Raw genomic sequence first — 22,805 nt, 5'->3', positions numbered from 1 at the left:
TATTTTCTGTATGGTTTTTGTGGACTCAACCTGTCCATGTTGTGGTGGTTGCGGGAAGCAGCTTTATTACCGGTGCCTCATTACCCCCAAACAGTAAAGCCCACGACAGGGAGAGTGGGCTTAGCAAACAGGTATTCAGCGTGAAGGATTTACAACACTGCCGAGGGCAATGCGAAGCCGGGATATACCAGCTTTATAAGGTCCATCAGGCGATTCATTCGGGCAGTCAGGGAATCAAAGATAATGGGTGGGAGCTTAGCCCGACCTGCATTTTTTACATCGCTGGGTGTCACAGAGTAGCCTGCCTCGACCAGCCATGCAGCTATCTCCACACTGGTTTGTCGCTTTCTGTCGTCCGGCGTAAGCCCCCATTGATATTGAGCCAGGGCCCGCAGGAAAAGGCGAACAAGGACGTCATCGCTTCGATTTTGTCCTACTTTCAGTTTCAGAGGGGTAAAAATGTTTCTGCAATAGAGAAAATCACACCAGTCTTCCCAGTCTGCTTCATCTTTCAGGCTGTGTGTCTGCCGCCAGTCATCGAATAGCTGGCGTTGCTTAAGTGCCTGGGCTATATCATTCCACGGACGGGAATACATCAACAAATGTCCATCATTCATGGTGGGGGCGATCAGTTGGCGCTTAAAGTCGAACTCCAGATTTAACCGGATATCCGACTCAACGGCGACAAGGTCGCTTTCATTCAACCACATATCACGGGTTGAAATGAGAGATCCCCTGCGAAGCTTCTGACCCGGAGCCCTGTTAAGATAGAGGTCCACCATATAGCGGTTATAGTCGTCGCGGGGAATATCAGCAGGGGGTTTAACGCCTGCACGGGCGTGTACGATTGGGTAGCCTGCAAGTTCTTTATAGGTCAACTGCCCCCGGGTTTTCATGGCGACAAGCTGCCGGACCTGATGTTTACAGGTCAGCATAGACGAGCCCGGATCCGCAATGCCACATAACGCCTGAAAACGTGATGATAACGGGCCAGACATATCGATATTCTCGATAGCGGAATCCGTCAGAAAACCATCTGTAGTCACACTGACCACTGTTGCATTCGGCGGGAGTGCATTCATCAACTCGCCCACCACCGCGCGGACAAATCCCGTGACATGTGCAGCAAAAAATGGCTGGGTGACTGACGAAGGCGGCAGAGGGCTGTTCAGCCCTCGGGCGGTATCAAATGCAGTCTTTGCGTGAAGACCCTGAGCGAGTTTTCCGTACAGTGAATTTCCGATCTCTTTCCAGAATTTCTCCTCCAGAGACCCTTTATCATGGCGATTACGATTTTCGCGTACCTGTTGCACAAAGGGTAAAAACACGGAGCATACTGGTTCTGCCGGTGATGAGGAATCATTAGATTTATACTGACGCCAGGGGATGATAATACCGTGCTGAATAGTCATTTCCGCACCCAGAGACAGAGCGAGGGCCATTTCCGGGGCGGTCGCCCATGACTCACCCGTCAAAGGGAAAAACAATCCGTACTGGTCGGTTCTGACGGGCAGGCAGGGGTAGCGTACCGTGTCGGGGAATCGAAAACTGACCAGCGCAAATCCCATGGTATGCCCGCAAAATTCCTCAGGATTTTGGCTCTGGTAAATATTATCGTAATCAGGCTGCAAAATATCTAACAGCCCGGTGGTGTAAGCGCCTGCTAAATCGTAGTCATACCATTGGCTTTCAGGGGTAATGCCCATCATGAAGCATTCATTTCGACCGCCGTGATAGCAGTTGATGGCGAACGTCTCATAGAGTTCCCTTGCGGGTATACTCTGCGTCGATTTTAACGTTCTGAATCCCTGAGTGTCCGGGTTCCAGCGCTGGCGCGAGTCCGTCCAGGTTCCCATACAGACTTCAGGAGACTGGCCGCTTTCCTTAATGGTCTTGAGAAACCGGGAAACAGCCATCGCACCAATCGTGGTGGGGATGCGCTCAATCATCAGACTTTCAGTGCAGAACGATTTCACCTGTAAGGCATAGCGCACGGCAATTTCGGCATCACGAACTGCATAGGCCTCGAAACCGCGTCGATCGCCTTTTAAATACTGGCGCATATCGCTGATTGAATAAGGTGCTGGAATGGTTAGTTTCGGCAGGCCAAGTAATTCACCACATTCCGTCAGTCCCATACCGCCCGGAGTGATCAACAAGGTATCGGTAAACGTTACATTGCTGCAACGGGACGGGCTGGTCCGCTTATCAAACATGATTAGGCTGTTTTTTTCACGACGAGTTTCGACTTCATCAAAATCAATACCGTAGCGGTTTTTAAAACTGCTGACTGTACTGCGAATTCCTTTCAGCAATATTTTGTGATCGCTCCAGAAATCGGCAAACGAGGCAACATCAGCCCGCAGGAAATGAGCATACAGCGTAATCGAACCCGGCCATTCGTTAATCTGCTCATTCTTCAATAGTGGCGTCAGGGTTTTCGCGAGAAAGTTTTTCAGCGACAGGCGATCTTTTTTGTGGGCGCTGGCGGGGTACAGGATTCCGGGAACACCCGTTCCATCAGGCAGCACGACATAGCTCTGATAAGACAGAATGTCGTTTTGCTTTGTATGTGGGTTATAGACATATTCAGTATCAAAGCCGATATCTAGATGTAGCTCGCTGCTGACGTCCAGTCGATTTTTTGACTTTTGAGGTATTAACGGAAAGTTATCAAGTGTTTTAGCTGACCGGGCGACAGGTTGCGTCACTCCCGCCGCATCTGCGAGCAGTGCATTCATGTCAAACATTGGGGCTTCTCTTATTCAGGTGAGCGGTGCCATTACTGGCACCGAGAAGTAAGGGGAAATCAGACGAGGGCTGTACGAATCTCAGCAAACAGTTGTTCTTTTTGTTCTTCGTCTTTCGTTGCTACGAAAGATACGAAGTTATCGTTGACTTTAATGACGACGCCATTCGGGGTCTTTTCTACCATCGGCAAGAGTCGCGAGGAGAGAAGACAATTAGCATGCAACCAACGAAAGCCCATTCCTTCAAATTCGCGACCACCAAGAGTGGTAGCCAGTTCCTGAAATGCCTCATCAAGAGTGTCAGGTTTGGCTGATTCACTGACGAGCGTTCCGCCATAACGGTTAGTGAGCGTCAGGATAGCCCGCTCTGCGTTCTGGAACAGGCTGATGCCGTAGACGAACTTAAGTCGGGCAATGCAGTTATTTCCTTCGTAAATAGCCTCGTCAGACAAGCTGCTTTTGAAAATGCTGGCATAGATGGTAAATGCGGCTTTCGCAGCATCGTCCGAATCAAAGTGCTCAATGTACAGTGCACGGCTTGCTCGGCCTATAAAGTACAGCCGGTTTTCAACGATACTGATGCCACTGACATCAGAGACAGGGATGATCTTATCGCTTGAGTTCACCAGGTAATCAGTGCTGAGTGTTGTTGCGGTTGTCATGATTTTTTCGCCTTATCAGAAATTAATTTAACTAACGTGAAATTTGGATGTTCGTGAGTTGCTTTTTTTCCCAGGCTTCCACCTCAGCCAAGGGAAAACGGACCGCACGTCCCAGCCGGATGAACGGAGGGAGCTTGGCCGGATTTCGGGTGATATCGCTGGCAATCGTGCTGGGCGAAATTCTCCAGCGTTGCGCAAGTTCTTTACTATTGAGGTACATATCAGGGCTCCTCAGAGCTAAAAGTCGTTAGGGGGTTGTCAGTCACTGCCGGGCCCTGCAGTGGTGTGCTCTAACCATACGAGCTGCACAGTTTGATTACACGCCATAAAACTCACAGCTCATGCTGTCAGAATTACTTTATTTAAATGTATCAACAACTTGTGATACTACCGCCTGAGAGTCTGCAGTATTATGAAAGGCATACCGGCGGGTGGCCGTGAGTGAATGGTGATTCAGCAATCTGGAAGCCATGGCGATATCGCTGGTTGCCTGTAGCACGCGGGTGGCAAACGTCCGGCGAAGGTCATGCATGCGCAGGTTTTCTATACCGGCATCCCGACAGATACGTGCAAAGGTTTCACGCGGATAGCTCAGTTGACGAGTCGTGTCGGTAATGCGTGGAAAAATCCAGGTCGTACTGAGTGCCAGTTGTGCCTGTCGCTGAATAATGGCCACTGCGGGATTTGCAAGCGGGCAGGTGAATGGGTGCCCTGATTTCGTATCCGGGAGAAGCAACTGCTGTGCATCGGGATGCCAGTAATCCCATTTCAGGGTACAAACTTCACCAATACGCATACCGGTATAGAGTGCGAGCAATATGGCATCAGCAGCGGGCGTATTCAGGGCTTCAGCGGCAGCAATAAATAATGGAATTTCAGTGGCAGAAAGTGTGCGATACCGGACGTTGTTCTCTTTCAGGTAACGAACGTGGGTCATCGGAGAATGATTTATCCATTCAGCACGTACAGCCAGAGAGCATATCTTTGAGAGCAGTGCCAGAAGACGGTTTATGGTTGCCGGGCGTAATGTTGAACGCAGGTCTGCCGCGAATTTTTCGATTTCACCGGCAGTAATATCACGCAGGCGACGCTGTCCCCAGAAGGGACGGATATAGCGATTGAGCTTCGACAGTTCAGACTGAGGGCTTTTCTTATATAACTGCATATCAGGAAGCCATAAGTCGTTGATAGCCTGTTCAACGGTATAACGGCGGGACTGTATGGCAAGGCGCTTTTTGCGACCGAGCAGAATCATGGTATGCAGGCGGGCATCTTCTACACCGAGGAGTGGAAAAGTGCCCAGTGTTTCATAAATCCGTTGATTATTGATGGTCGCCCGAAATGCCAGAGTGATGCTATTTTGATAAACAAGTGCCCGCAGATGGGGGCAGTGAATATCACGGTATTCCTGACAACCTGTCTTCGGATGTGGCAGTTGTTGAAGTGATTTAGTGCTGAAACGCAGGTCAATAATGGACATCGTAGTTCTCCTGTGAATGTGTATCAGGAAAAATACGATGTCAGATGAGCTAATAGCGAGTTGTAATTTTCACAGTTCATCATTTCAATTTAGAACTGTATTTTTTATCTACAGATGAACTTTCTCTGCGGGTCGTGACGCTATGAGTTCATTTAGTCTGAGCAAGTGATAGTAATCGGGTGACATATTCATTTTTGCTGAGACGACCCACATCGTTAATCTGTGAACTTAGTCCCAGTGCTGTCGATTTTAGATCTAACAATCCTTTAACAGTTTTACTCTTACCTTCAAGGAAAAGGATGATTTCTTTGGCTGTGGGCTTCCATTTGGGAAATAAAAGTAGTGCAATGTAAATATAGGTCTTGTGTAAGATCTGGTTTATGTTTTTTTGTATTCCTGTCATGTTTTCTTTGTTTCGGGGAATGGTTTCATCAATAACAAATCGGTCGGGGCTGGTTAATGTAATTGCATCGTTTTTTTCATTAATAAAGTGTTGCATGACCTCATGGGGTAACATTGCAAGAGTAATCAATTGAAACATAGCGGGGTGGTTGAGGCAATTATCTTTAATAAGCCCGGAGTTTTTCATCTTGTCTAATATTTGCAATAGAAAGTGAAAATAAAATCCATCACAAAATCTTGCAAAGAAAAGGAGGGCAGCATCCTGGGCTTGCAGATTTGAAACTTTCGGGAGTGAATTAGTGAAATCCGAGGATTTGATATAGTTTATGATTTTTCTGCGGGCAATTTTGAGTGCTATATTATGAATCGATATTGAAAACTTACCATTCCAGATGTAGAGTTTGTTATTTTGATATGTCTTTACATCCACAAGTGTATCAAGAATATTTAGTAATGTGAATATCGGATGTGTTGGGTCGTTGGTTGCGTTATTGAGTAATTGTTCCAGAAATGCATCGACTTCCTTTAAAACATTACCCGGAATTCTATTTTGTTTAGTGGAATTAAGGCCGTAGATATTAATGGACAGTACGTCGAACTCCTTACGTTGTAGTTTGCACCATTTTTCAAGGTAATCAGTATGCTGAAAAAAATTAATATAATTGGATAATAATGCGGAGGGCGCGAAAATCTCGATAGAGGCTAATGAGGGGCGCATCTTACATGTGCCATCTGGTTGTTCTTGAGTCATCAGGTGTAGTAAATCATCCTCAGTAAAAATTTCGGATAATTTATCAATGTCATTCTGATATTTAGCGAGAAGGTTAGCGTTTTTTTGTTCTCGTTTAGGGTGTTCAAGAAAGTTTTCAAACATAATGTGCCTCGTTTATTTAGGTCAGATACCCTTTTACTGATGAAGGTTTGCAAGGTAGTGCTGTGATTACAAGAGCATGAGTAGGCTATTTACCCCAACAGCAGTTTTACACCATAGCTTACATTGAGTCTATCCTGCTAATATCATTAGAATTTATTAACTTGTAAACATGAGGAAATTAGTAAGTCATCTGTCGGTATCAGGTGGACAATTTCCGTAAAGATACTGTGATTCAGGTGTGTCCAGGGGCGTTTCTTGAGGTATCATTTACCACAATTTTTTACGATGCAAAGCCCTGCATCGCTAGCTTTTCTTCAGACCAGGATGATTCATGAACGACAAAATCAGTCAGGACACGATCAACAAAGCCCTGTGGGCCGCGTGCGATACGTTCCGTGGCACCATCAGTGCTGATACTTACAAAGACTTTATCCTTACCATGCTGTTCCTCAAGTACATTTCAGATGTCTGGCAGGATCACTATGACGAATACAAAGAACAGTATGGCGATGCGCCGGAACTGATTGAAGCGATGATGGCTAACGAGCGTTTTGTGCTGCCGAAAAGTGCCAGCTTTTATGCTCTTTACGAACGTCGCCATGAGCCGGGCAACGGCGAGCGTATTGATCAGTCATTACACGCTATTGAAGAAGCCAACGGCACCAAACTGAAAGACGCCGGGAAAAGCGTGTTCCAGGATATCTCTTTTAACACTGACCGTCTGGGTGAAGAAAAACAGAAGAACACGATTCTGCGTCAGCTGCTGGAAGACTTTGCCGGTGAAGATCTTAACCTGAAGCCGAGCCGTGTCGGTACGCTGGACGTTATCGGTAATGCCTACGAATATCTGATCAAAAACTTTGCTGCCAGCGGTGGGCAGAAAGCAGGGGAGTTCTATACCCCGCCGGAAGTCTCGGACCTGATTGCTGAACTGCTCGATCCGCAACCGGGTGATACCATTTGTGATCCTGCCTGTGGTTCTGGTTCGTTGTTAATGAAGTGCGGGCGTAAGATTGTCTCCGGGCATGACAGCCGTAACTATGCGTTGTTCGGTCAGGAAGCGATTGGCTCCACGTGGTCGCTGGCGAAAATGAACATGTTCCTGCACGGCGAAGACAACCATAAAATCGAGTGGGGCGATACCATTCGTAACCCGAAACTGCTCGATAAAAATGGCGACCTGATGCTGTTTGATATCGTGACCGCTAACCCACCGTTCAGCCTGGATAAGTGGGGCCATGACGAGGCTGAGAACGATAAGTTTGGCCGTTTTCGTCGCGGTGTACCGCCGAAGACTAAAGGAGATTACGCCTTTATCTCGCATATGATCGAAACCCTGAAACCGGGAACGGGTCGTATGGGCGTGGTGGTACCACACGGTGTGCTGTTCCGTGGCTCCAGCGAAGGTAAAATTCGCCAGAAACTGATCGACGAAAATTTGCTGGATGCGGTAATTGGTCTGCCGGAAAAACTGTTCTACGGTACGGGGATTCCGGCTGCGATTCTGATTTTCAAAAAGCAGAAAGTTGATGACAAGGTGCTGTTTATCGACGCCAGCCGTGAATTTAAGGCTGGAAAAAACCAGAACCAGCTCAGCGCAGAAAACATCGAGAAAATCGTCAAGACCTATCGTGATGGCGATAACGTCGATAAATACGCCTATCTTGCCAGCCTGAAAGAGATTCAGGACAACGATTACAACCTTAATATTCCACGTTATGTTGATACTTTCGAGGAAGAAGACGAGATTGATTTGCTGGCCGTGCGTGCTGAACGTGAGCAACTGAAGGTGGAACTGGCGAATCTGGAAACGGAGATGGCGGGTTATCTGAAGGAGTTGGGTTATGGTGCCTAAGGGGTGGGAAAAAAATTCTTTAGATAGCCTGTTTGAGTTCAAAAATGGCTTGAACACTGAAAAAGAACAATATGGCAACGGTTATAAGTTTGTGAACGTTATGGATGTCTTTAGAAATGATATTCTTACAGAATCTAAAATTATTGGTCGAGTGCAGGTTACAGATAAACAACTTGAAGGCTACCAGCTGAAGTATGGTGATGTGCTATTTAATCGAACGTCTGAAACGTTTGATGAAATAGCAATAGCAGCAATTTACCTTGATAATGCTATTGCTACGTTTGGTGGATTTGTTATTAGAGCTCGTCCTAAGGGAAACCAAATAGATCCAGGTTATTCGGTTTTTTTGTTTCAATCGAAAAGCTATAGAAGTCAAGTTGTTAAATTGGGTCAGGGTGCTATTCGAGCAAATATTGGGCAAAAGGATTTGGCTAGGGTTTGTATCTTGGTCCCCCCATTGGCGGAACAAAAGAAAATCGCCCAAATCCTGTCAACCTGGGATAAGGCGATTTCGGTGACGGAAAAGCTTCTCACCAACAGTCAGCAGCAGAAAAAAGCCCTGATGCAGCAATTGCTTACCGGGAATAAACGGTTGCTGGATGAGAATGGGGGCAGATTTATTGGGGAGTGGTGTACGTGCACTTTGTCTGAAGTAGCACATATTATTATGGGATCATCACCTAAATCCGAAGCCTACAACGATAATGGCTTAGGTTTGCCATTAATACAGGGTAATGCCGATATAAAGTGCCGAGTTTCATGTCCCAGAGTTTATACGTCTGACATTACGAAAGAATGTTCTCCTGGAGATATTCTTCTAAGTGTCAGGGCACCTGTAGGTACTGTTGCACTTTCTCAACATAAAGCATGTATAGGGCGTGGTATATCGGCTATAAAATCCAAGAGAAAAATGAGTCAATCATTTCTTTATCAATGGTTTCTTTGGTTTGAACCAAAATGGTGTTACCTATCACAAGGTAGCACATTTGAATCAATTAATAGTGATGATATAAAGACATTAAAATTATCAGTGCCCAATTTTGAAGAACAACAAAAAATCGCCACAGTCCTGTCCGCTGCCGACGACGAAATCGCCACGCTGGAGAAAAAACTCGCTTGCCTGAAAGACGAGAAAAAAGCCCTGATGCAGCAGCTGTTGACCGGTAAACGTCGGGTGAAAATCGATGAGGCTGTTGCTGCATGAAACTGACGAAAAGCGGGCCGCTGATTGACCGGGAAATCGACTGGCTGGAAGAGGTGTTGCTGAAATACGGCAATGATGACTCTGTGCTCTGTTTCTCTGAGCTGGATGGCTTTCTGACAGCGATTGTCTCTGGCCCGAATACGATTTCCCCTAATACCTGGCTCAGTGCTATCTGGGGGCGAGGTGATTACCACCCTCGCTGGACCACCGAAAAAGAGATGACGCGTTTTGTGGGGCTGTGTTTTCAGCATATGAACGATATCGCTGGCTGCCTGTATGAGGCCCCTGAACAGTTTGAACCGATTTTCAATGGACGTGAGGTGAAGGGGAAGACATATACAATCGTCGAAGAGTGGTGTTTCGGGTATATGAAAGGCCGGTCTCTGGATGACTGGTCAGCCTTGCCAGAGGCCTTACGTCCCTCGCTGGAGGCGATAGCCCTTCATGGTATCGAAAAGAACTTCCCAGTGGTTGAGAAAATGTCACCTGTTCAATTTGAACAGAGTATTACTCTCATTCAGCCTGCGGCACTGGCGCTTTACCAGCACTGGTTGTCGGTGAGAATGTCAGAGGCATCATCCCGGCCTGTTCCCGTGAAGGGGGCAGAAAAACTGCCCGGTCGTAATGACCCGTGTCAGTGTGGCAGTGGTAAAAAATTTAAAAAGTGCTGCCTGCACTGACAAAGCGGAAGGGGGCTTGCTCATGGCAGTGAACAATCTGGATCGTTCCCGGTGGTACATGGGAAATGTTCTCTGGTTCGGAGGCTACAACAGCAAAACGGATCGGGAGAATAACTTTGGCTTCCTCTTATCAGAGAATGGTAATGAGCTGTTTTTTCATAAGAATGAGATAAGCCGGAACTATACACCCGCTGACAATACACCGGTGCTGTTCAGGGAAGGTATAGGTAAAAATGGTAAGCCTACGGCTTTTAACGTTCACATTCTTGATAAAACAGATGAGGAGACGGCTGAGCTCCTCATTGAATATCTCCAGGCTATTATTGAGGAGGGCGTTGATTTCGCTCGTTGGCGTTATCGTGACTGCGTTATTAATTTCCTCACTCAGTCCTTTGGCGAAAGGGCTATAATTCGGTTAGTTACCAGTGATATAGCTGTTACAAAAGTCTTACCGCTATTTTTAAAATCACGTAACTACGATAACCAGTTTGCACTTTTCGCCTCTGATAAGAATTTTGATGATTTGACCGCACAACAAATATCTCCTGCGGTCATGCCTTCGTCATTTATCGATAATAACATTGATCAATTCGCTGTTTGGGTGAAAAGATGTTCTGCGGCTACGGATTTCCAGGGGGCTTCAACATCGGACATCATCAATGAATTACTCAGCCATATATCTATAAGTGCTATTCTCTACCTGGCTTTTTACGATTGTATAAGTAGCGAGCGGATTCTTGAGCATCGGCATGATGATATAGAGAATTTTGTTCGACGTAGTTTCACGAAAAATAAAATGGATATACAACCATTTGTCCGTGATGCCTATCAGCAGAAATTCTCATCGAGAGAGCAATTTTATAAACATTCCGTGATTAGTCCTTTTATCAATACGTATTTGATTAAACAGAAGATGTTCAGAAAAGATTTCAGTTTTGTTAATGATGTCGAGTCGAATACTGAAATTGCTTCTGATCCTGAATACTTCATTCTGAGTAAATTGTTACCGTTGCTTGGGCGCAACGATGAACAGTCCGTTCTGAGTATTATTCTGCATGAGATATGGCACGGAGTCTTGTCGGGTAAAATTCCGGTAAATCATCCTTCTGTTTTCAAATTGTTCCCACAATGTAGTTCATTACAAATTCGTTTCCCAAGTTTAGAATTATCCTGTGAGGCGTTTCACTGGAATGCAAAACAGCCTGATGGAACGATAGATAAAAAATTCCTTTGCCGTTCGAAAGTCTGCCATGATCCGCAGGTACTACCCGACCTCAGTCGGGATTACATCGACTTTACTATTTATGACTGGCTTGCGCACTATGGCATGACCTATATGGTTGCAGGAGAACCATCTAAGCGGGATTTCCCAATTAAACTGGCTGGGTATTTCAACCGTATCAGAGAATTACATTCCCGCTTGCATTGCCGAAGTTGTGGGGTGCTGATGGTTCCAGATATGAAATATGCTCGTGTCGAAGTCAGCGTCTGGGATACAAAGTCGAAAGGATTTGTGAAACAACCTTTCCAGGCCGCGTATCGCCTGACCGTCTTTAAATGTGCCAGTCATTCCTGCGAACAGTTTGGTATCGGGCATTACATTAATCACTGTATTGGTTACAAATGCAGCGAAATAATTGACGCCAGAGATTTGCATGAAAAATGTTCAGAAGGACGATTTATTTGTGCATCCTGTGGTTCCTGCTGTACGACGCATCAGGAGAAATTTGGTAATGTAAACAAGGGTGAAACAGAACAGGCCAAGTATGATCGTCTTTACCGGGACTCGCCGTTCTTTTCATCATAAGTCTTCGCTCATTTTTGAGTATGTCCGTACAGACATACAGTTTCACCTTTTAGCCAAGAAGGATTACCGGGTGGATAAGCACTACCAACCTAAATTCCAGGAAGAATACAGCGCCAAAATCCCGGCACTGACGTTACTGACCAGCCTCGGCTGGACGTTTTTACCCCCGAAACAGATTATGGGTTATCGGGGCTATAAACAGGATGAGGTGGTGCTGCGTCCGGTTCTGCGTGAGGCGTTGTCGAAGCGTTCCTTTATGGCGGGCGGTAAAACTTGCCAGTTATCGGAAAAGGCACTGGATAACCTGATATCGCAGGTTTGTTCTCCGGCGCTGAATGAAGGGCTGCTGAAAGCCAATGAGCGGATGTATAACCATCTGCTCTACGGTATCGCCGTCACCGAATTTGTCGATGGCAAGAAGGTCAACCCCACCATAGCGCTGATTGACTGGGAACACCCGGAAAATAACCAGTTTCACTTTACTGAAGAATTTACGGTATTGCGCTCAGGCGGTGTTGAAACCCGCAGACCGGATATTGTCTGTTTTGTTAATGGTATTCCGCTGGCTGTTATTGAAGCGAAAAGCCCGGCAGGCCACGGCAAGAAAGGGCCAACCATTGACGAAGGGATATCCCAGAGTATCCGCAACCAGCTTAATGACGAAATCCCGCAGCTGTTTGTCTACAGCCAGATATTACTGTCGATTAACGGGCATGACGGGCGCTACGGTACCTGTCATACACCAATGAAATTCTGGGCGGCATGGCGCGAAGAAGATATTACTTACGCGCAGATGTATGCGCTGCGCAACCATCAGTTATCGACTGAACAAATTCATGCGTTGTTTGATCATCGTCCATCAGCCGATCTCAACTGGTACCAACAGTTAATCGCCGCCGGTGAACTGGCTGTCAGTGGACAGGACAAATTGCTCATCAGCCTGCTTTCGCCGGAACGTCTGCTGGAGATGACCCGCTTCTTCACTCTGTTTGATAAAAAGACCGGGAAAATTGTCGCCCGCTATCAGCAGGTGTTCGGTATTAAAAGACTGCTGGAGCGCATCAGTACCCGCAGACCCGATGGGGGCAGGGAAGGTGGTGTTATCTGGCATACCACCGGCTCTGGCAAATCGTACACCATGGTGTTCCTCAGCAAGGCGCTGATTCTTCATGACAGCCTGAAGCGGTGTCGTATCGTGGTGGTGACGGACCGTATCGATCTTGAAGAACAGCTCAGCAGTACCTTTGCATCCGGCGGCGAGTTGGCCGGGAAAAAAGACAAAGCCAAAGCGATGGCGACCTCAGGTCAGAAGCTGGCACAGCAGATTGGCTCCGGTAAAGAACGCATCATTTTCACCCTAATCCAGAAATTTAATTCAGCGACAAAACTTCCTGAATGCGTCAATACCAGCCCCGATATCATCGTTCTGATTGATGAAGGACACCGTAGCCAGGGTGGCGAAAACCATGTGCGAATGAAACTGGCACTGCCGAACGCCGCCTTTGTAGCATTTACTGGTACGCCATTGCTAAAAGAAGATAAGACCACCAATAAATTCGGGCCGATTGTCCACGCTTATACCATGCAGCGAGCGGTAGAAGATAAAGCCGTTACACCTTTGCTGTATGAAGAACGTATTCCCGACCTTGAGGTTAACGATCGGGCAATAGATGCCTGGTTTGACCGTATTACCGATGGATTAAGCGAAGCGCAAAAAGCCGACCTTAAACGTAAATATGCCCGTAAAGGTGAGGTCTACAGTGCAGATGACCGCATCCGTCTGATTGCTCTCGATATTGCCACACACTTCTCGAAAAACATTGATGAGGGACTGAAAGGGCAACTTGCCTGCGACAGTAAAATCTCTGCAATTAAGTATAAAAAGTATCTGGATGAAGCGGGATTATTTGAATCAGCTGTAGTTATCAGTCCGCCGGATACCCGGGAAGGGAACACCGAGGTGGATGAAAGCAAACTGCCGGAAGTGACGAAATGGTGGAAGGATAATGTCGGCACGCAGGATGAGTCTGTGTATACCCGCAATATCATCAGTCGTTTCGATACTGATGATAAGCTCAAATTGCTGATTGTTGTTGATAAACTGCTCACCGGGTTTGATGAACCGAAGAATACCGTGCTGTATATCGACAAGCCGCTTAAGTCCCACAACCTTATCCAGGCGATTGCCCGGGTGAACCGACTGCATCCACTGAAAAAGTTTGGCCTGCTGATTGATTATCGCGGCATTCTGGCTGAACTGGACACGACTATCGGCAAATATCAGGACCTCGCCTCCCGAACGCAGGGAGGATACGACATCAAGGATATTGACGGGCTGTACAGCGCCATGAGCTCTGAATACAAGCGTCTACCGCATCTGTATAACCAGCTGTGGGCCATATTTGCCGGTGTTAAAAACAAAAATGATACTGAGCAGTTACGTGCGGTACTGGTGCCTAAAATGGAAGAACGTGACGGAGAGATGGTCGATATCCATCAGAAAACCCGTGATAATTTCTTCGAGGCGTTAACGGCCTTTGCCGGATGCCTGAAAGTGGCACTGCAGTCCGCTACCTTCTTCACCGACAAGAGCTTTACGGAACAAGACCGAAATCTCTATAAAGAAACCGTAAAACAGATGTCCAGCCTGCGCCAGTGGGCGATGCAGGTAAGTGGAGAGCAGGTCAATTATGACGACTACGCTGAGCAGGTGAAAAAACTGCTGGATAAGCATGTCACCGGCGTTGAGGTTCGTGAACCGGATGGCGTGTATGAAGTCGGTAAAATGGGCAAGAGCGAAAAGCCCGAAGAGTGGGACAACAGTAAAACCCGCAATGAAACCGACATCATTAAAACCCGTGTGACAAAGATGATTGAGCAGGAGCTGCGTGATGACCCGTATGCTCAGGAAGCCTTTTCAAAACTCCTGCGTATGGCTATTGAAGAGGCTGAAAAACTGTTCGACCATCCGTTGAAACAGTATCTCTTGTTCCGTGAATTTGCGGAAAAAGTGGAAGCCCGTAAACTCAGCGATATTCCGGAGGCACTGGCGGTAAACAAGCATGCTCAGGCGTATTACGGTGTATTTAAAAAAGAGCTACCTGAGGTTTTTGCGGTAAACGACGTTCAGGTGCAGGAGAAGTGGACGAAGCTGGCCTTTGAAGTGGACAGCATTATCGTCAAAGCGGTGGCAGAAAACTCCCTGAACCCACAGGATATTGAAAAAGCCGTTAAGACAAGTCTTTTGCCGCTGCTGTTTACGGCCTGCCGGGAGATGGGTGCCGGAATGAATCAGGTAAACCGTATCGTGGAAACCATCATCCAGATCCTGCGTGTTGGTTTGATGAAATCATGAGTGAAAAAGAGTCGCCAGCAATGAAAACGTTACGCATTGTTTATGGTGATGAGGTCATCACCGTACAGTGTGTTCCGCGTCAGGTCGTAAAGGGCAGGGTGCTCATCAAGGTTTATCCGGACTGCCGGGTTGTGGCCTCTGTACCGCCTGAAACACCGGAGCACGAGGTATTGTCTGCGCTGAAAAAACGTGGGCGCTGGATCTATCAGCAACTGCGTGATTTCAGGGAGCAGCAGACACACATTGTTCCGCGTCAGTATGTCAGCGGAGAAAGCCATTACTATCTTGGCAAGCAATATCAGTTGAAAGTGACAGAAGACGCTACGGAGCCGCAACGAGTGAAAATGTTGCGTGGGCGACTGGAAGTGTCGGTCAGGCACAAATCGGCAGAAAAAGTTAAAGCGTTGCTGGCCGAATGGTATCGGGAACGCGCCAGAGATGTCTTTCAACGCAGGCTTGATTTACTGATACCGCAGACCCTTTGGATTAATGAGCGTCCGCCGATACGTCTGCGGGCGATGCAAACGCAATGGGGTAACTGCTCTGCAAAAGGCTGTCTGACTCTGAATCCATGGCTGGTGAAAGCGTCCTCAGAATGTATCGACTATGTTTTGCTACATGAGTTATGCCATGTTGCTGAGCACAACCACAGTGAAGATTTTTACCGCCTGATGGGGCAGGTTATGCCTGGGTGGGTAAAGGTCAAGAAACGGCTGGATGGCATGGCTGGGATGTTGTTGGCAGATATGTAGTTTCTAACTTATTCCAATGGGCTCATTTGTCTAGGGGAATCAGGAACGAGTTAATTAGATTTTCCAAGTTCAAGTCTAAAATACAAATTTGATAGCATCAAATCCCTCGATAGTGACAACACGGGAAGTTGAACAACGATGAATACAGCTCATTCAACAGAAAAGCTTTATCTTAGAAATATCTATGAACTTTTGGGAGAAAATTTTTACATACCTGCTTATCAGCGGGGATATCGCTGGGGGGCGATCCAAGTAAAAGAACTACTGGATGATATCTGGGAGTTCAGTCAACCGCATGGTGGTAATGATTCTTCATTTTACTGTCTTCAGCCTGTTGTTGTGGTTCGAGGGGAAGATTGTTGGCAGGTCGTGGATGGGCAGCAAAGGCTAACCACGTTACGTCTTATCCTGCACTTTTTGGAGCAAGAGCACCTGAAGAGACCCTTAGAGGAGGCATACAAAAAAAGCGTGTATATGTTGAAGTATGAGACCCGGCCGGGATGTGAAGCATTTTTGCAGGGGATTCATAAAGAATCCAACACTGACAATATTGACTTCTTTCATATGGTCCAAGCGTATAACGCTATTAGAAATTGGTTCTCCGATAAAGATTATAATGATAATAATAAACTCTTGGCGACGTTACTGGCTAAGTCTACTGAAGAACGCTCTGTAAAGGTTATTTGGTATGATTTAAGTGACGAATGCCTTAACAACGATTATGCTATTGATGTTTTTTCCCGTATCAATATTGGTAAAATACCTCTGACCAATGCTGAGTTGGTTAAGGCTTTGTTTTTACAGCGAAGTCATTTTCACAATGATCAAGCAAGATTGAAGCAGTTACAGATTGCGACGGAATGGGATATTATTGAAAAGCGGTTGCAGGAACCAGCATTCTGGTATTTCATAAGTAATTCAAGTAAACACTACCCAACACGAATTGAATACATCTTCGATTTAATGAAAGGGAAAAAGTCTAATGACGAGACATTTTTCACTTTCCATAAGTTTCATGAAGATTTCAAGTCTGGTACGGCTAATATTGAGCATCTGTGGCAAGGGATAAAGCGTTATTTCCTGAGCTTTGATGAATGGTTCCAGGACAGAGAACTATACCATTTGATAGGCTTTTTGGTTGATTGCGGTGAGAAAGTTACGGAGTTAAAAGCTGAGTCGGAGCGAGAGAATTCAACGAAAACAGAGTTCAAAAAATATTTGAAAGATCGTATTCGTCTCCAGGTCAGGTGCCAGTTAGATGAGCTTTACTATGATGAGCCTGTCATTAAAAAATTGCTTCTGCTGTTCAATATCCAAACTTTATTGTCAACGAGGGAAGCTGATATACGTTTTCCTTTTGACCGCTATAAGCAAGAAAAATGGGATATTGAGCACATTCGGTCCCAGACAGATTCTGCCCCTGTTGGGGGTGCCCGCAGGGTGTGGTTAAAGGACATTGAGGTTTACTTCAATGGTAGTCGGTTTAAAGGGGATTCTTTAGAAAGAGAACAAGAATTTGCTGCCAGAGCCACTGAACTCTTGATCTTGGAACATATCGATAATGAATTTGACAGGTTTTATAATGAGGTAGTTAGTTACTTTGGCCAAGATGAAGTGTCATGGGGAGATGAGCTAGGAAACTTGGCACTACTGGACTCTTCAACCAACCGCAGTTACAAAAATGCCTTGTTTCCAATTAAACGCGCCCGGATTATAGACAATGATAAGCGCGGAGTTTTTGTCCCCATTTGTACCAAGAACGTCTTTTTAAAATATTATAGCCAGTCTGTAACTGAACTTGTTCATTGGTCAGAATCTGATGCTAAATATTATCAGGAAGCAATAGGTCAAACGTTGAAAGACTATTTGCCTGACCAAGGAGAGAAGAGTGAGTAATATAAAAATCGATTCGCGTTCGGGTGAACGACTCAGTTTTTTTCAGTTGTTTGAACAAAGATATATGCAGGTGGAAATCCCTATAATTCAACGGGATTATGCCCAAGGCCGGATAGAAGTTGGAGAGGTTAGAGATACCTTTTTACAGGCATTACATGGCTATTTGGAAAAAGGTCTGCCTTTTCAGGATTTGGACTTCGTTTATGGTAGCGTGATTAGCAATGATACTGGACGGCATCGGTTCATCCCATTGGATGGTCAGCAACGATTGACCACCTTGTTCTTACTACACTGGTATCTTGCTCAAATTGCAGATCAGCAAGAATCCTTTCGACGGGTATTAAGTACGGACGGGAATTCCCATTTTACCTATGAAACTCGCAGCAGTTCGAGAGAGTTTTGCAATGCATTGGTTGCCAATGATATAGATTTTTGTGCTTTGTTGCTGGAGTCTGGTACTGAGTGTCTGAGTAAGACGATTAAAGACAGGTCATGGTTCTATTTATCGTGGGAGAGTGACTCTACTATTAGTTCAATGCTGACGATGCTGGATGCGATTCATCTCCAATTTTCTGGAAATGTAGATTACTTTGATAAGCTTACCGACAAAGACAAACCGGTAATTACATTTAGATTTCTTAACCTTGCTGAATTCAACCTCACGGATGATTTGTATATCAAAATGAATGCCCGAGGCAAGCCGCTGACAGAATTTGAAAATTTTAAGGCAAGGCTGGAAAAAAACATAAAATCATTCACCGGAGATTGGCCGGAATATAGACTAAGTTTCAAAGATACGCCTGTGTCTGGCTATGAATATTTCATTCATAAAATTGATACGGATTGGGCTGATCTGTTCTGGTGCTATCGAAATGTTGTAACCAAAGATAATTCTTTTGATGATGAGTTAATGAACTATATTGCCATATGTGCAGCCAACTTTCTGTTACTGCAAGAAGCAGAGGATAGTTATAGCTTACAAAAGCAACTGTTTGGTTCGGGTGGTAAAGTTAACTCATTATCCTTTATGGAGTATGAACAGTATGGATATTTATCACAACCGCTAATAGCTGAATTGATTATGCAACTGGATCTGTTACGTGGTCATGCTAGTTCATGCTCGGGTTTGTCCATATATCTGGACAATAACAGATATTATGATGAAGAATCTATTTTCAAAAAAATCATTACCAATAACTCAAGTTTTTCGGAAAAGGTGAGGTTTCATGCTTTTTACGCTGGTGTATCGAATGGCAAGATAGGGGAGGAGTTAGCATCCTGGATGCGAGTTGTATTCAACCTCACGGAAAACACTATTTTCAATACTATAGATGATTATCATAAAGCATTGCTGTCTATCAATGAATTGTCCCAACGTGATGACACTGTGCTGAATTTACTCATCCAGGATGTAATGATAAAAGGTTTTCTCGCGGTTCAAGTATCTGAAGAAAAAATGAAAGCTCATCTTTTGATAAAATCTTCTGAGTGGAAGGAGGCTATTCTTGCACTTGAAAACCACGAATATTTCAGGGGGCAAATAGGTTTCGCATTGAAGTTCAGCGGTATTGTTGACTACTTTAACAGTCACGGAAACGTTGATTGGGATGATGTGAAGGAAAACTATTTTACACGATTCAAACACTATGCAGATACTAGTTCGGCAGTATTTAGTGCAATAGGTGAAAGCTCGGAAGTATTAGATTTTGCATGGGAGCGTGCTGTGCTTTCAAAAGGTGACTATCTTACCTCGACAACAGCGGATAGATTCAACCTTCTCAGTTCACGTACAAATAAGAATAACGTCGACCGCGATCATTCCTGGCGTCGTCTATTGCGGCAAGACTCAAATATTCTTTGGAATGCACGGCAACAACATGTTAAAGCCGTGTTAGATGATCCTGATTTTGATATGGCTGATTTAAGGGGTGGATTAGAGAGGATTTGTGCTAAGGCATTAAGTGAGCAGCCATTTAACTGGCGTACTATCTTGATTAAGAAGTCAGAGTTATTTAACCTTTCTAATCAGGGGTTTATTGTATTGAATACTCACGAGAGCGTATTGTTACATGAGTCTCAGCGAAATCACTATCAAAGTGAACTTTATTCCAAGTACTTAGAGTTGGAATTAAAAGATAGAAAACTGAATACAGAACCTTTCAAGCACAAGTTTTACAATAGTGTACGTAGCGGGGAAGATATATCATTTCTACATTTAAGTGGTTTTTCCCTTCATGGTCAACAGGTTGAGTTGGAAATATTCTTCAGAGACAACCAATATAACATCTTGTTCTACCGAAATGATGAGACAGTACCATTCTCAGATGAACTGCAGAGTGCTATGGAATCTTGTGGATTTATTGTTCTAGCTGATTCGAAGGATTACAATCCTGAAGACTGGCAATGTAGTGATGATAATTATGTGTACTACTGTGAAGAGCCTGATCGCGCATTAGCCATAATATCTGACCTTTGCACTTGGCTAAGAGATCTAGCCCGCGAGCAATTGTCATAGCATTAAGTGAGGTTGCTGTATGTGAATACATGCAGTAACCCGAAACCACCGTGTGGTCAGATACAACGTGTCACACGGTGAGTTTCAGCTATGTGCTGATTCTGTGCTCAGCGTTATCCAAGTCTATCTATTTACTGCTAATTACAGTAAAGTAGTGGAACAATTGCAGCAAAGTTTCGCAATGCACTGCTATGTAACACATTGATCCTGCGTAGAATTTAAAATCCCTCGGCGTTCGCGCTGTGTGGGTTCAAGTCCCACTCCGGCTACCATGGGAAAAGTAGAATAAAATCAATGATAAGCAGTGTCGTATAAACCACCGAAAGGTGGTTTTTTATTGCCTAATTTTCGCCATTCGCCATTCTTTCGCCATTCAGCTTCACCACAAAAAGAGGGCATTACTGCCCTCCGACTACCGGAACTATAGGAATTTTTCTATCATAACGTGCTGTCTGTGACGCGTTTTTATGACCAGCGATTCCCTGTTTTTCGTTAAGCGTTCCTTCCAGATCCGATATCCCTTTAGATTTGCTGCTACGAAGTTAGGTTATGGTAATAACCAGGCTGAGTTAGTCTATGGCGTCGTTGATCTCTCTTTATCGGCATATGGTGCGGGCAGAAAAGTTTTGCGTCCCAGAGAGAGGTCCTGGAGTTTATTCCACGATTATATCAGAGGTTGGCAAGAGGCTTTTAAAACCGCAATGGCGCTGGATTTGACCAGTGGAAGCATTACGGGGTGGCAGATGTACCAGATAGCAAAAGAGAATTGATTATGTCTCAAGAGTTAGAATTATCGCTTCATCCACCTGTTTGGCCTGCCGTGGCCTATTTCATTGTATCTATTGCAATTTTTCTCTTGCTTTATCTCGGCAAACTAAAAGTTAACAGGCTGCATAAATACCCGCTATTTATCGCGTATAGGGTGTTTGTAATCGCTATTGCAGCCGTTCAGATAAACATCTTTGCCAATGGCTACGAGTTTGTCAGCAGCTTTTTGCATATAGATTTTGACCCCTATCGCTATGACTCGGTATATTGGGGCTCATTGTTTTTCTCCATAATTTACTTGCTGGCATTGCCCCGTAACAAGTTTTAGCATAATGAATTTTTCATTTAAGGGACGCTATGTCTTTACCGCCATTGTATGCACTGCGTGCGTTTGAAGTTGCTGCGCGGTTGAACTCCTTCAGTAAAGCCGCTGAAACGCTCAATATTACGCCGGGCGCGGTCAGCAGACATGTCCGTACCCTTGAACTGTGGTTCGACTGCGAGCTTTTCAAAAGGCAAGGTCCTCGCGTGGAGGTCACTGAAGCCGGGCGAGTGCTTGCCGGACAGCTGAACGAAAGCTTCACGAGCATTGAATGGGCCTGCCGGGCATTCCGCAGTGAAAACCATCTGCTGCGGTTAAAAACACCCAGCACCCTGACCATGAGATGGCTTCTCGACGTGCTGCGATCTTTTCGCAACAACCATCCAAAACCGCAGGTGGAGATTGCCAGCGTCTGGATGGACATTGACACCGTTGATTTCAATCTTGAGCCATACGACTGCGCCATCCTTCTCGGTAATGGCCGTTTTGGTGAGACAACGGAAAGCCAGCTGCTTTTTCATGAATGGCTTATCCCGGTTTGCACCCCATCGCTTATCGAACCGGCCCGGCAGCAGCTTTCGCAATGCGATTTGATCCATCCTTCACCGGACAGACGTGACTGGCGGCGCTGGCTGCGAAGAACAGGATTGTTTCCGGGGCTCGATATGAGCAGCGGCATGGTGTTTGATACCCTTGAACAGGGAAGTATCGCCGCGATGAACGGGCACGGCATCGCTATCGCCGACCTGCATCTCACGCTTGATGCCCTGAAAAGCGGCCTGCTGGGCCTGCCGTTCAGGGAAGCTATCGCGACGGGAGATGGTTACTACCTCGTCTGGCCAAAAAATTCGCTCAAAAGAGAGAGCATCCAGCACCTTCTGGGCTGGCTGCAAAACCATACCCCGGTCGTTCCGGCTCTGGATATCGATTACCTGGAATACGATGAAAGCCGGGTTTATTAATACCGTTATGAGTAAGAGATGTTTGCCATCTTTTTATAGCGTTCTGGCAAAGCGCTGTTCAGGCTGAGTACCTTATCCAGAATATAAAATGCTGGCGTGTTTTTCTGCTGCTCAGCGTCAATAATTGCACCGCGTAATATCGTGGCGGCAGACGAAATCCTGTGAAAATATTCTTCAGTCTCGGGCGTCTGTAATTCACCCGACGTGGCGTAGCGCACGTGCGGCCAGCCGGAGAAGTCGAGCAGCGGAAGGGGCTTTCCTGCTTCAGGATGACAGGCTGAAATCAGCGCAGCCGCTTGCTTAGGGTCGCGATGGGCAACGGACAGCATGTATACGCGCTGCGAAAACGGTGACAGAGCCTCTGAGTGATGTTTCGTCGCCATAAGCATGGCCATAAAATCCTGTAAATCATCGGCTGAATCGGTGTCAGGTGGTAATACAGTTTTCATTAACTGATATAACGCATCAAGTGTCATATTTGCCCCGGATCCTCTTATCATTATTATTCAGTTTGCGGCTGA

17 protein-coding genes and 1 pseudogene are annotated in these 22,805 nt (G+C 45.7%); 11 read left to right on the top strand and 7 right to left on the bottom strand.

Going from position 1 to position 22,805, the window contains the following annotated elements:
• Nucleotides 1-149: 149 nt before the first annotated feature.
• From ACQG11_RS00625 to ACQG11_RS00605, 5 genes are all read right to left on the bottom strand, one after another.
• Entirely contained in the window at nt 150-2,750 is a 2,601-nt protein-coding gene (locus tag ACQG11_RS00625; protein ID WP_374210661.1) for a hypothetical protein, read from the bottom strand.
• A gap of 59 nt (nt 2,751-2,809) precedes the next feature.
• Nucleotides 2,810-3,412 (bottom strand): hypothetical protein, encoded by a 603-nt coding sequence (locus ACQG11_RS00620; protein WP_063135759.1) that lies wholly within the window; start codon nt 3,410-3,412, stop codon nt 2,810-2,812.
• Between the two features lie 31 nt (nt 3,413-3,443).
• Nucleotides 3,444-3,632, bottom strand: a complete 189-nt coding sequence (locus ACQG11_RS00615) for a helix-turn-helix transcriptional regulator (protein WP_063135760.1) — start codon at nt 3,630-3,632, stop codon at nt 3,444-3,446.
• Between the two features lie 138 nt (nt 3,633-3,770).
• Nucleotides 3,771-4,892, bottom strand: coding sequence for a tyrosine-type recombinase/integrase (locus ACQG11_RS00610; protein ID WP_063135761.1), 1,122 nt, complete (start codon nt 4,890-4,892; stop codon nt 3,771-3,773).
• Between the two features lie 148 nt (nt 4,893-5,040).
• The gene (locus tag ACQG11_RS00605; protein WP_426728091.1) at nt 5,041-6,168 is read right to left on the bottom strand and encodes a hypothetical protein; all 1,128 of its coding nucleotides are present in this window, start codon (nt 6,166-6,168) and stop codon (nt 5,041-5,043) included.
• A 331-nt stretch (nt 6,169-6,499) separates the two neighbouring features.
• Here ACQG11_RS00605 and ACQG11_RS00600 point away from each other — a divergent pair, with 331 nt between their 5' ends.
• The 8 genes from ACQG11_RS00600 to ACQG11_RS00565 all read left to right on the top strand — a co-directional run bounded on the left by ACQG11_RS00600 (nt 6,500) and on the right by ACQG11_RS00565 (nt 20,232).
• Nucleotides 6,500-8,023 carry a type I restriction-modification system subunit M gene (locus tag ACQG11_RS00600; protein ID WP_252067397.1) on the top strand — a complete coding sequence of 508 codons (1,524 nt, stop codon included), beginning with the start codon at nt 6,500-6,502 and terminating at the stop codon, nt 8,021-8,023.
• A complete protein-coding gene (locus ACQG11_RS00595; protein ID WP_426728090.1) occupies nt 8,013-9,227 on the top strand; it encodes a restriction endonuclease subunit S in 1,215 nt (404 codons plus the stop codon). Before ACQG11_RS00600 ends, ACQG11_RS00595 begins: the two co-directional genes overlap by 11 nt.
• Nucleotides 9,224-9,907, top strand: coding sequence for a YecA family protein (locus ACQG11_RS00590; RefSeq protein WP_038416300.1), 684 nt, complete (start codon nt 9,224-9,226; stop codon nt 9,905-9,907). The genes ACQG11_RS00595 and ACQG11_RS00590 overlap by 4 nt, the downstream gene beginning before the upstream one ends.
• Nucleotides 9,908-9,929: 22 nt before the next feature.
• Nucleotides 9,930-11,714, top strand: coding sequence for a cold shock domain-containing protein (locus ACQG11_RS00585; protein WP_252067399.1), 1,785 nt, complete (start codon nt 9,930-9,932; stop codon nt 11,712-11,714).
• 70 nt (nt 11,715-11,784) lie between these two features.
• Entirely contained in the window at nt 11,785-15,069 is a 3,285-nt protein-coding gene (locus ACQG11_RS00580) for a type I restriction endonuclease subunit R (protein ID WP_426728089.1), read from the top strand.
• On the top strand, nt 15,066-15,821 hold the full coding sequence (locus ACQG11_RS00575; protein WP_426728088.1) for a M48 family metallopeptidase: 756 nt from the start codon (nt 15,066-15,068) through the stop codon (nt 15,819-15,821). The genes ACQG11_RS00580 and ACQG11_RS00575 overlap by 4 nt, the downstream gene beginning before the upstream one ends.
• 138 nt (nt 15,822-15,959) lie before the next feature.
• A complete protein-coding gene (locus ACQG11_RS00570; protein WP_284948377.1) occupies nt 15,960-17,717 on the top strand; it encodes a DUF262 domain-containing protein in 1,758 nt (585 codons plus the stop codon).
• Nucleotides 17,710-20,232, top strand: a complete 2,523-nt coding sequence (locus ACQG11_RS00565; RefSeq protein WP_426728087.1) for a DUF262 domain-containing protein — start codon at nt 17,710-17,712, stop codon at nt 20,230-20,232. Before ACQG11_RS00570 ends, ACQG11_RS00565 begins: the two co-directional genes overlap by 8 nt.
• Nucleotides 20,233-20,630: 398 nt before the next feature.
• Here the strand turns inward: ACQG11_RS00565 and ACQG11_RS00560 are convergent.
• A pseudogene (locus ACQG11_RS00560) lies at nt 20,631-20,762 on the bottom strand (integrase); the annotation flags it as partial.
• Between ACQG11_RS00560 and ACQG11_RS00555 the strand changes: the two are divergent.
• Genes ACQG11_RS00555 through ACQG11_RS00545 form a run of 3 tightly spaced genes read left to right on the top strand, consistent with a single transcriptional unit; the run spans nt 20,700 to nt 22,284 of the window.
• Entirely contained in the window at nt 20,700-21,002 is a 303-nt protein-coding gene (locus tag ACQG11_RS00555) for a DUF4225 domain-containing protein (RefSeq protein ID WP_226862944.1), read from the top strand. The pseudogene ACQG11_RS00560 and the gene ACQG11_RS00555 sit on opposite strands and share 63 nt — an antisense overlap.
• A gap of 2 nt (nt 21,003-21,004) precedes the next feature.
• Nucleotides 21,005-21,328, top strand: coding sequence for a hypothetical protein (locus ACQG11_RS00550; protein ID WP_426728086.1), 324 nt, complete (start codon nt 21,005-21,007; stop codon nt 21,326-21,328).
• Between the two features lie 29 nt (nt 21,329-21,357).
• A complete protein-coding gene (locus tag ACQG11_RS00545) occupies nt 21,358-22,284 on the top strand; it encodes a LysR substrate-binding domain-containing protein (protein ID WP_032624025.1) in 927 nt (308 codons plus the stop codon).
• A 5-nt stretch (nt 22,285-22,289) separates the two neighbouring features.
• Here the strand turns inward: ACQG11_RS00545 and ACQG11_RS00540 are convergent, their stop codons facing one another.
• Nucleotides 22,290-22,760 carry a hypothetical protein gene (locus tag ACQG11_RS00540; RefSeq protein ID WP_023306510.1) on the bottom strand — a complete coding sequence of 157 codons (471 nt, stop codon included), beginning with the start codon at nt 22,758-22,760 and terminating at the stop codon, nt 22,290-22,292.
• Between the last annotated feature and the right edge of the window lie 45 nt (nt 22,761-22,805).

Source organism: Enterobacter cloacae complex sp. 372C4 (genome assembly GCF_050030615.1).
Lineage (GTDB): Bacteria > Pseudomonadota > Gammaproteobacteria > Enterobacterales > Enterobacteriaceae > Enterobacter > Enterobacter intestinihominis.
Note: the sequence above shows the minus strand (reverse complement) of the source record. Positions and strands in the feature narration are given on the sequence as shown.

Bases quoted from the DNA above. Each gene is read 5' to 3' on its own strand.
- ACQG11_RS00625 (WP_374210661.1), bottom strand. From the start codon at position 2,750: ATGTTTGACATGAATGCACTGCTCGCAGATGCGGCGGGAGTGACGCAA.
- ACQG11_RS00620 (WP_063135759.1), bottom strand. From the start codon at position 3,412: ATGACAACCGCAACAACACTCAGCACTGATTACCTGGTGAACTCAAGC.
- ACQG11_RS00615 (WP_063135760.1), bottom strand. From the start codon at position 3,632: ATGTACCTCAATAGTAAAGAACTTGCGCAACGCTGGAGAATTTCGCCC.
- ACQG11_RS00610 (WP_063135761.1), bottom strand. From the start codon at position 4,892: ATGTCCATTATTGACCTGCGTTTCAGCACTAAATCACTTCAACAACTG.
- ACQG11_RS00605 (WP_426728091.1), bottom strand. From the start codon at position 6,168: ATGTTTGAAAACTTTCTTGAACACCCTAAACGAGAACAAAAAAACGCT.
- ACQG11_RS00600 (WP_252067397.1), top strand. From the start codon at position 6,500: ATGAACGACAAAATCAGTCAGGACACGATCAACAAAGCCCTGTGGGCC.
- ACQG11_RS00595 (WP_426728090.1), top strand. From the start codon at position 8,013: ATGGTGCCTAAGGGGTGGGAAAAAAATTCTTTAGATAGCCTGTTTGAG.
- ACQG11_RS00590 (WP_038416300.1), top strand. From the start codon at position 9,224: ATGAAACTGACGAAAAGCGGGCCGCTGATTGACCGGGAAATCGACTGG.
- ACQG11_RS00585 (WP_252067399.1), top strand. From the start codon at position 9,930: ATGGCAGTGAACAATCTGGATCGTTCCCGGTGGTACATGGGAAATGTT.
- ACQG11_RS00575 (WP_426728088.1), top strand. From the start codon at position 15,066: ATGAGTGAAAAAGAGTCGCCAGCAATGAAAACGTTACGCATTGTTTAT.
- ACQG11_RS00570 (WP_284948377.1), top strand. From the start codon at position 15,960: ATGAATACAGCTCATTCAACAGAAAAGCTTTATCTTAGAAATATCTAT.
- ACQG11_RS00555 (WP_226862944.1), top strand. From the start codon at position 20,700: ATGACCAGCGATTCCCTGTTTTTCGTTAAGCGTTCCTTCCAGATCCGA.
- ACQG11_RS00550 (WP_426728086.1), top strand. From the start codon at position 21,005: ATGTCTCAAGAGTTAGAATTATCGCTTCATCCACCTGTTTGGCCTGCC.
- ACQG11_RS00545 (WP_032624025.1), top strand. From the start codon at position 21,358: ATGTCTTTACCGCCATTGTATGCACTGCGTGCGTTTGAAGTTGCTGCG.
- ACQG11_RS00540 (WP_023306510.1), bottom strand. From the start codon at position 22,760: ATGACACTTGATGCGTTATATCAGTTAATGAAAACTGTATTACCACCT.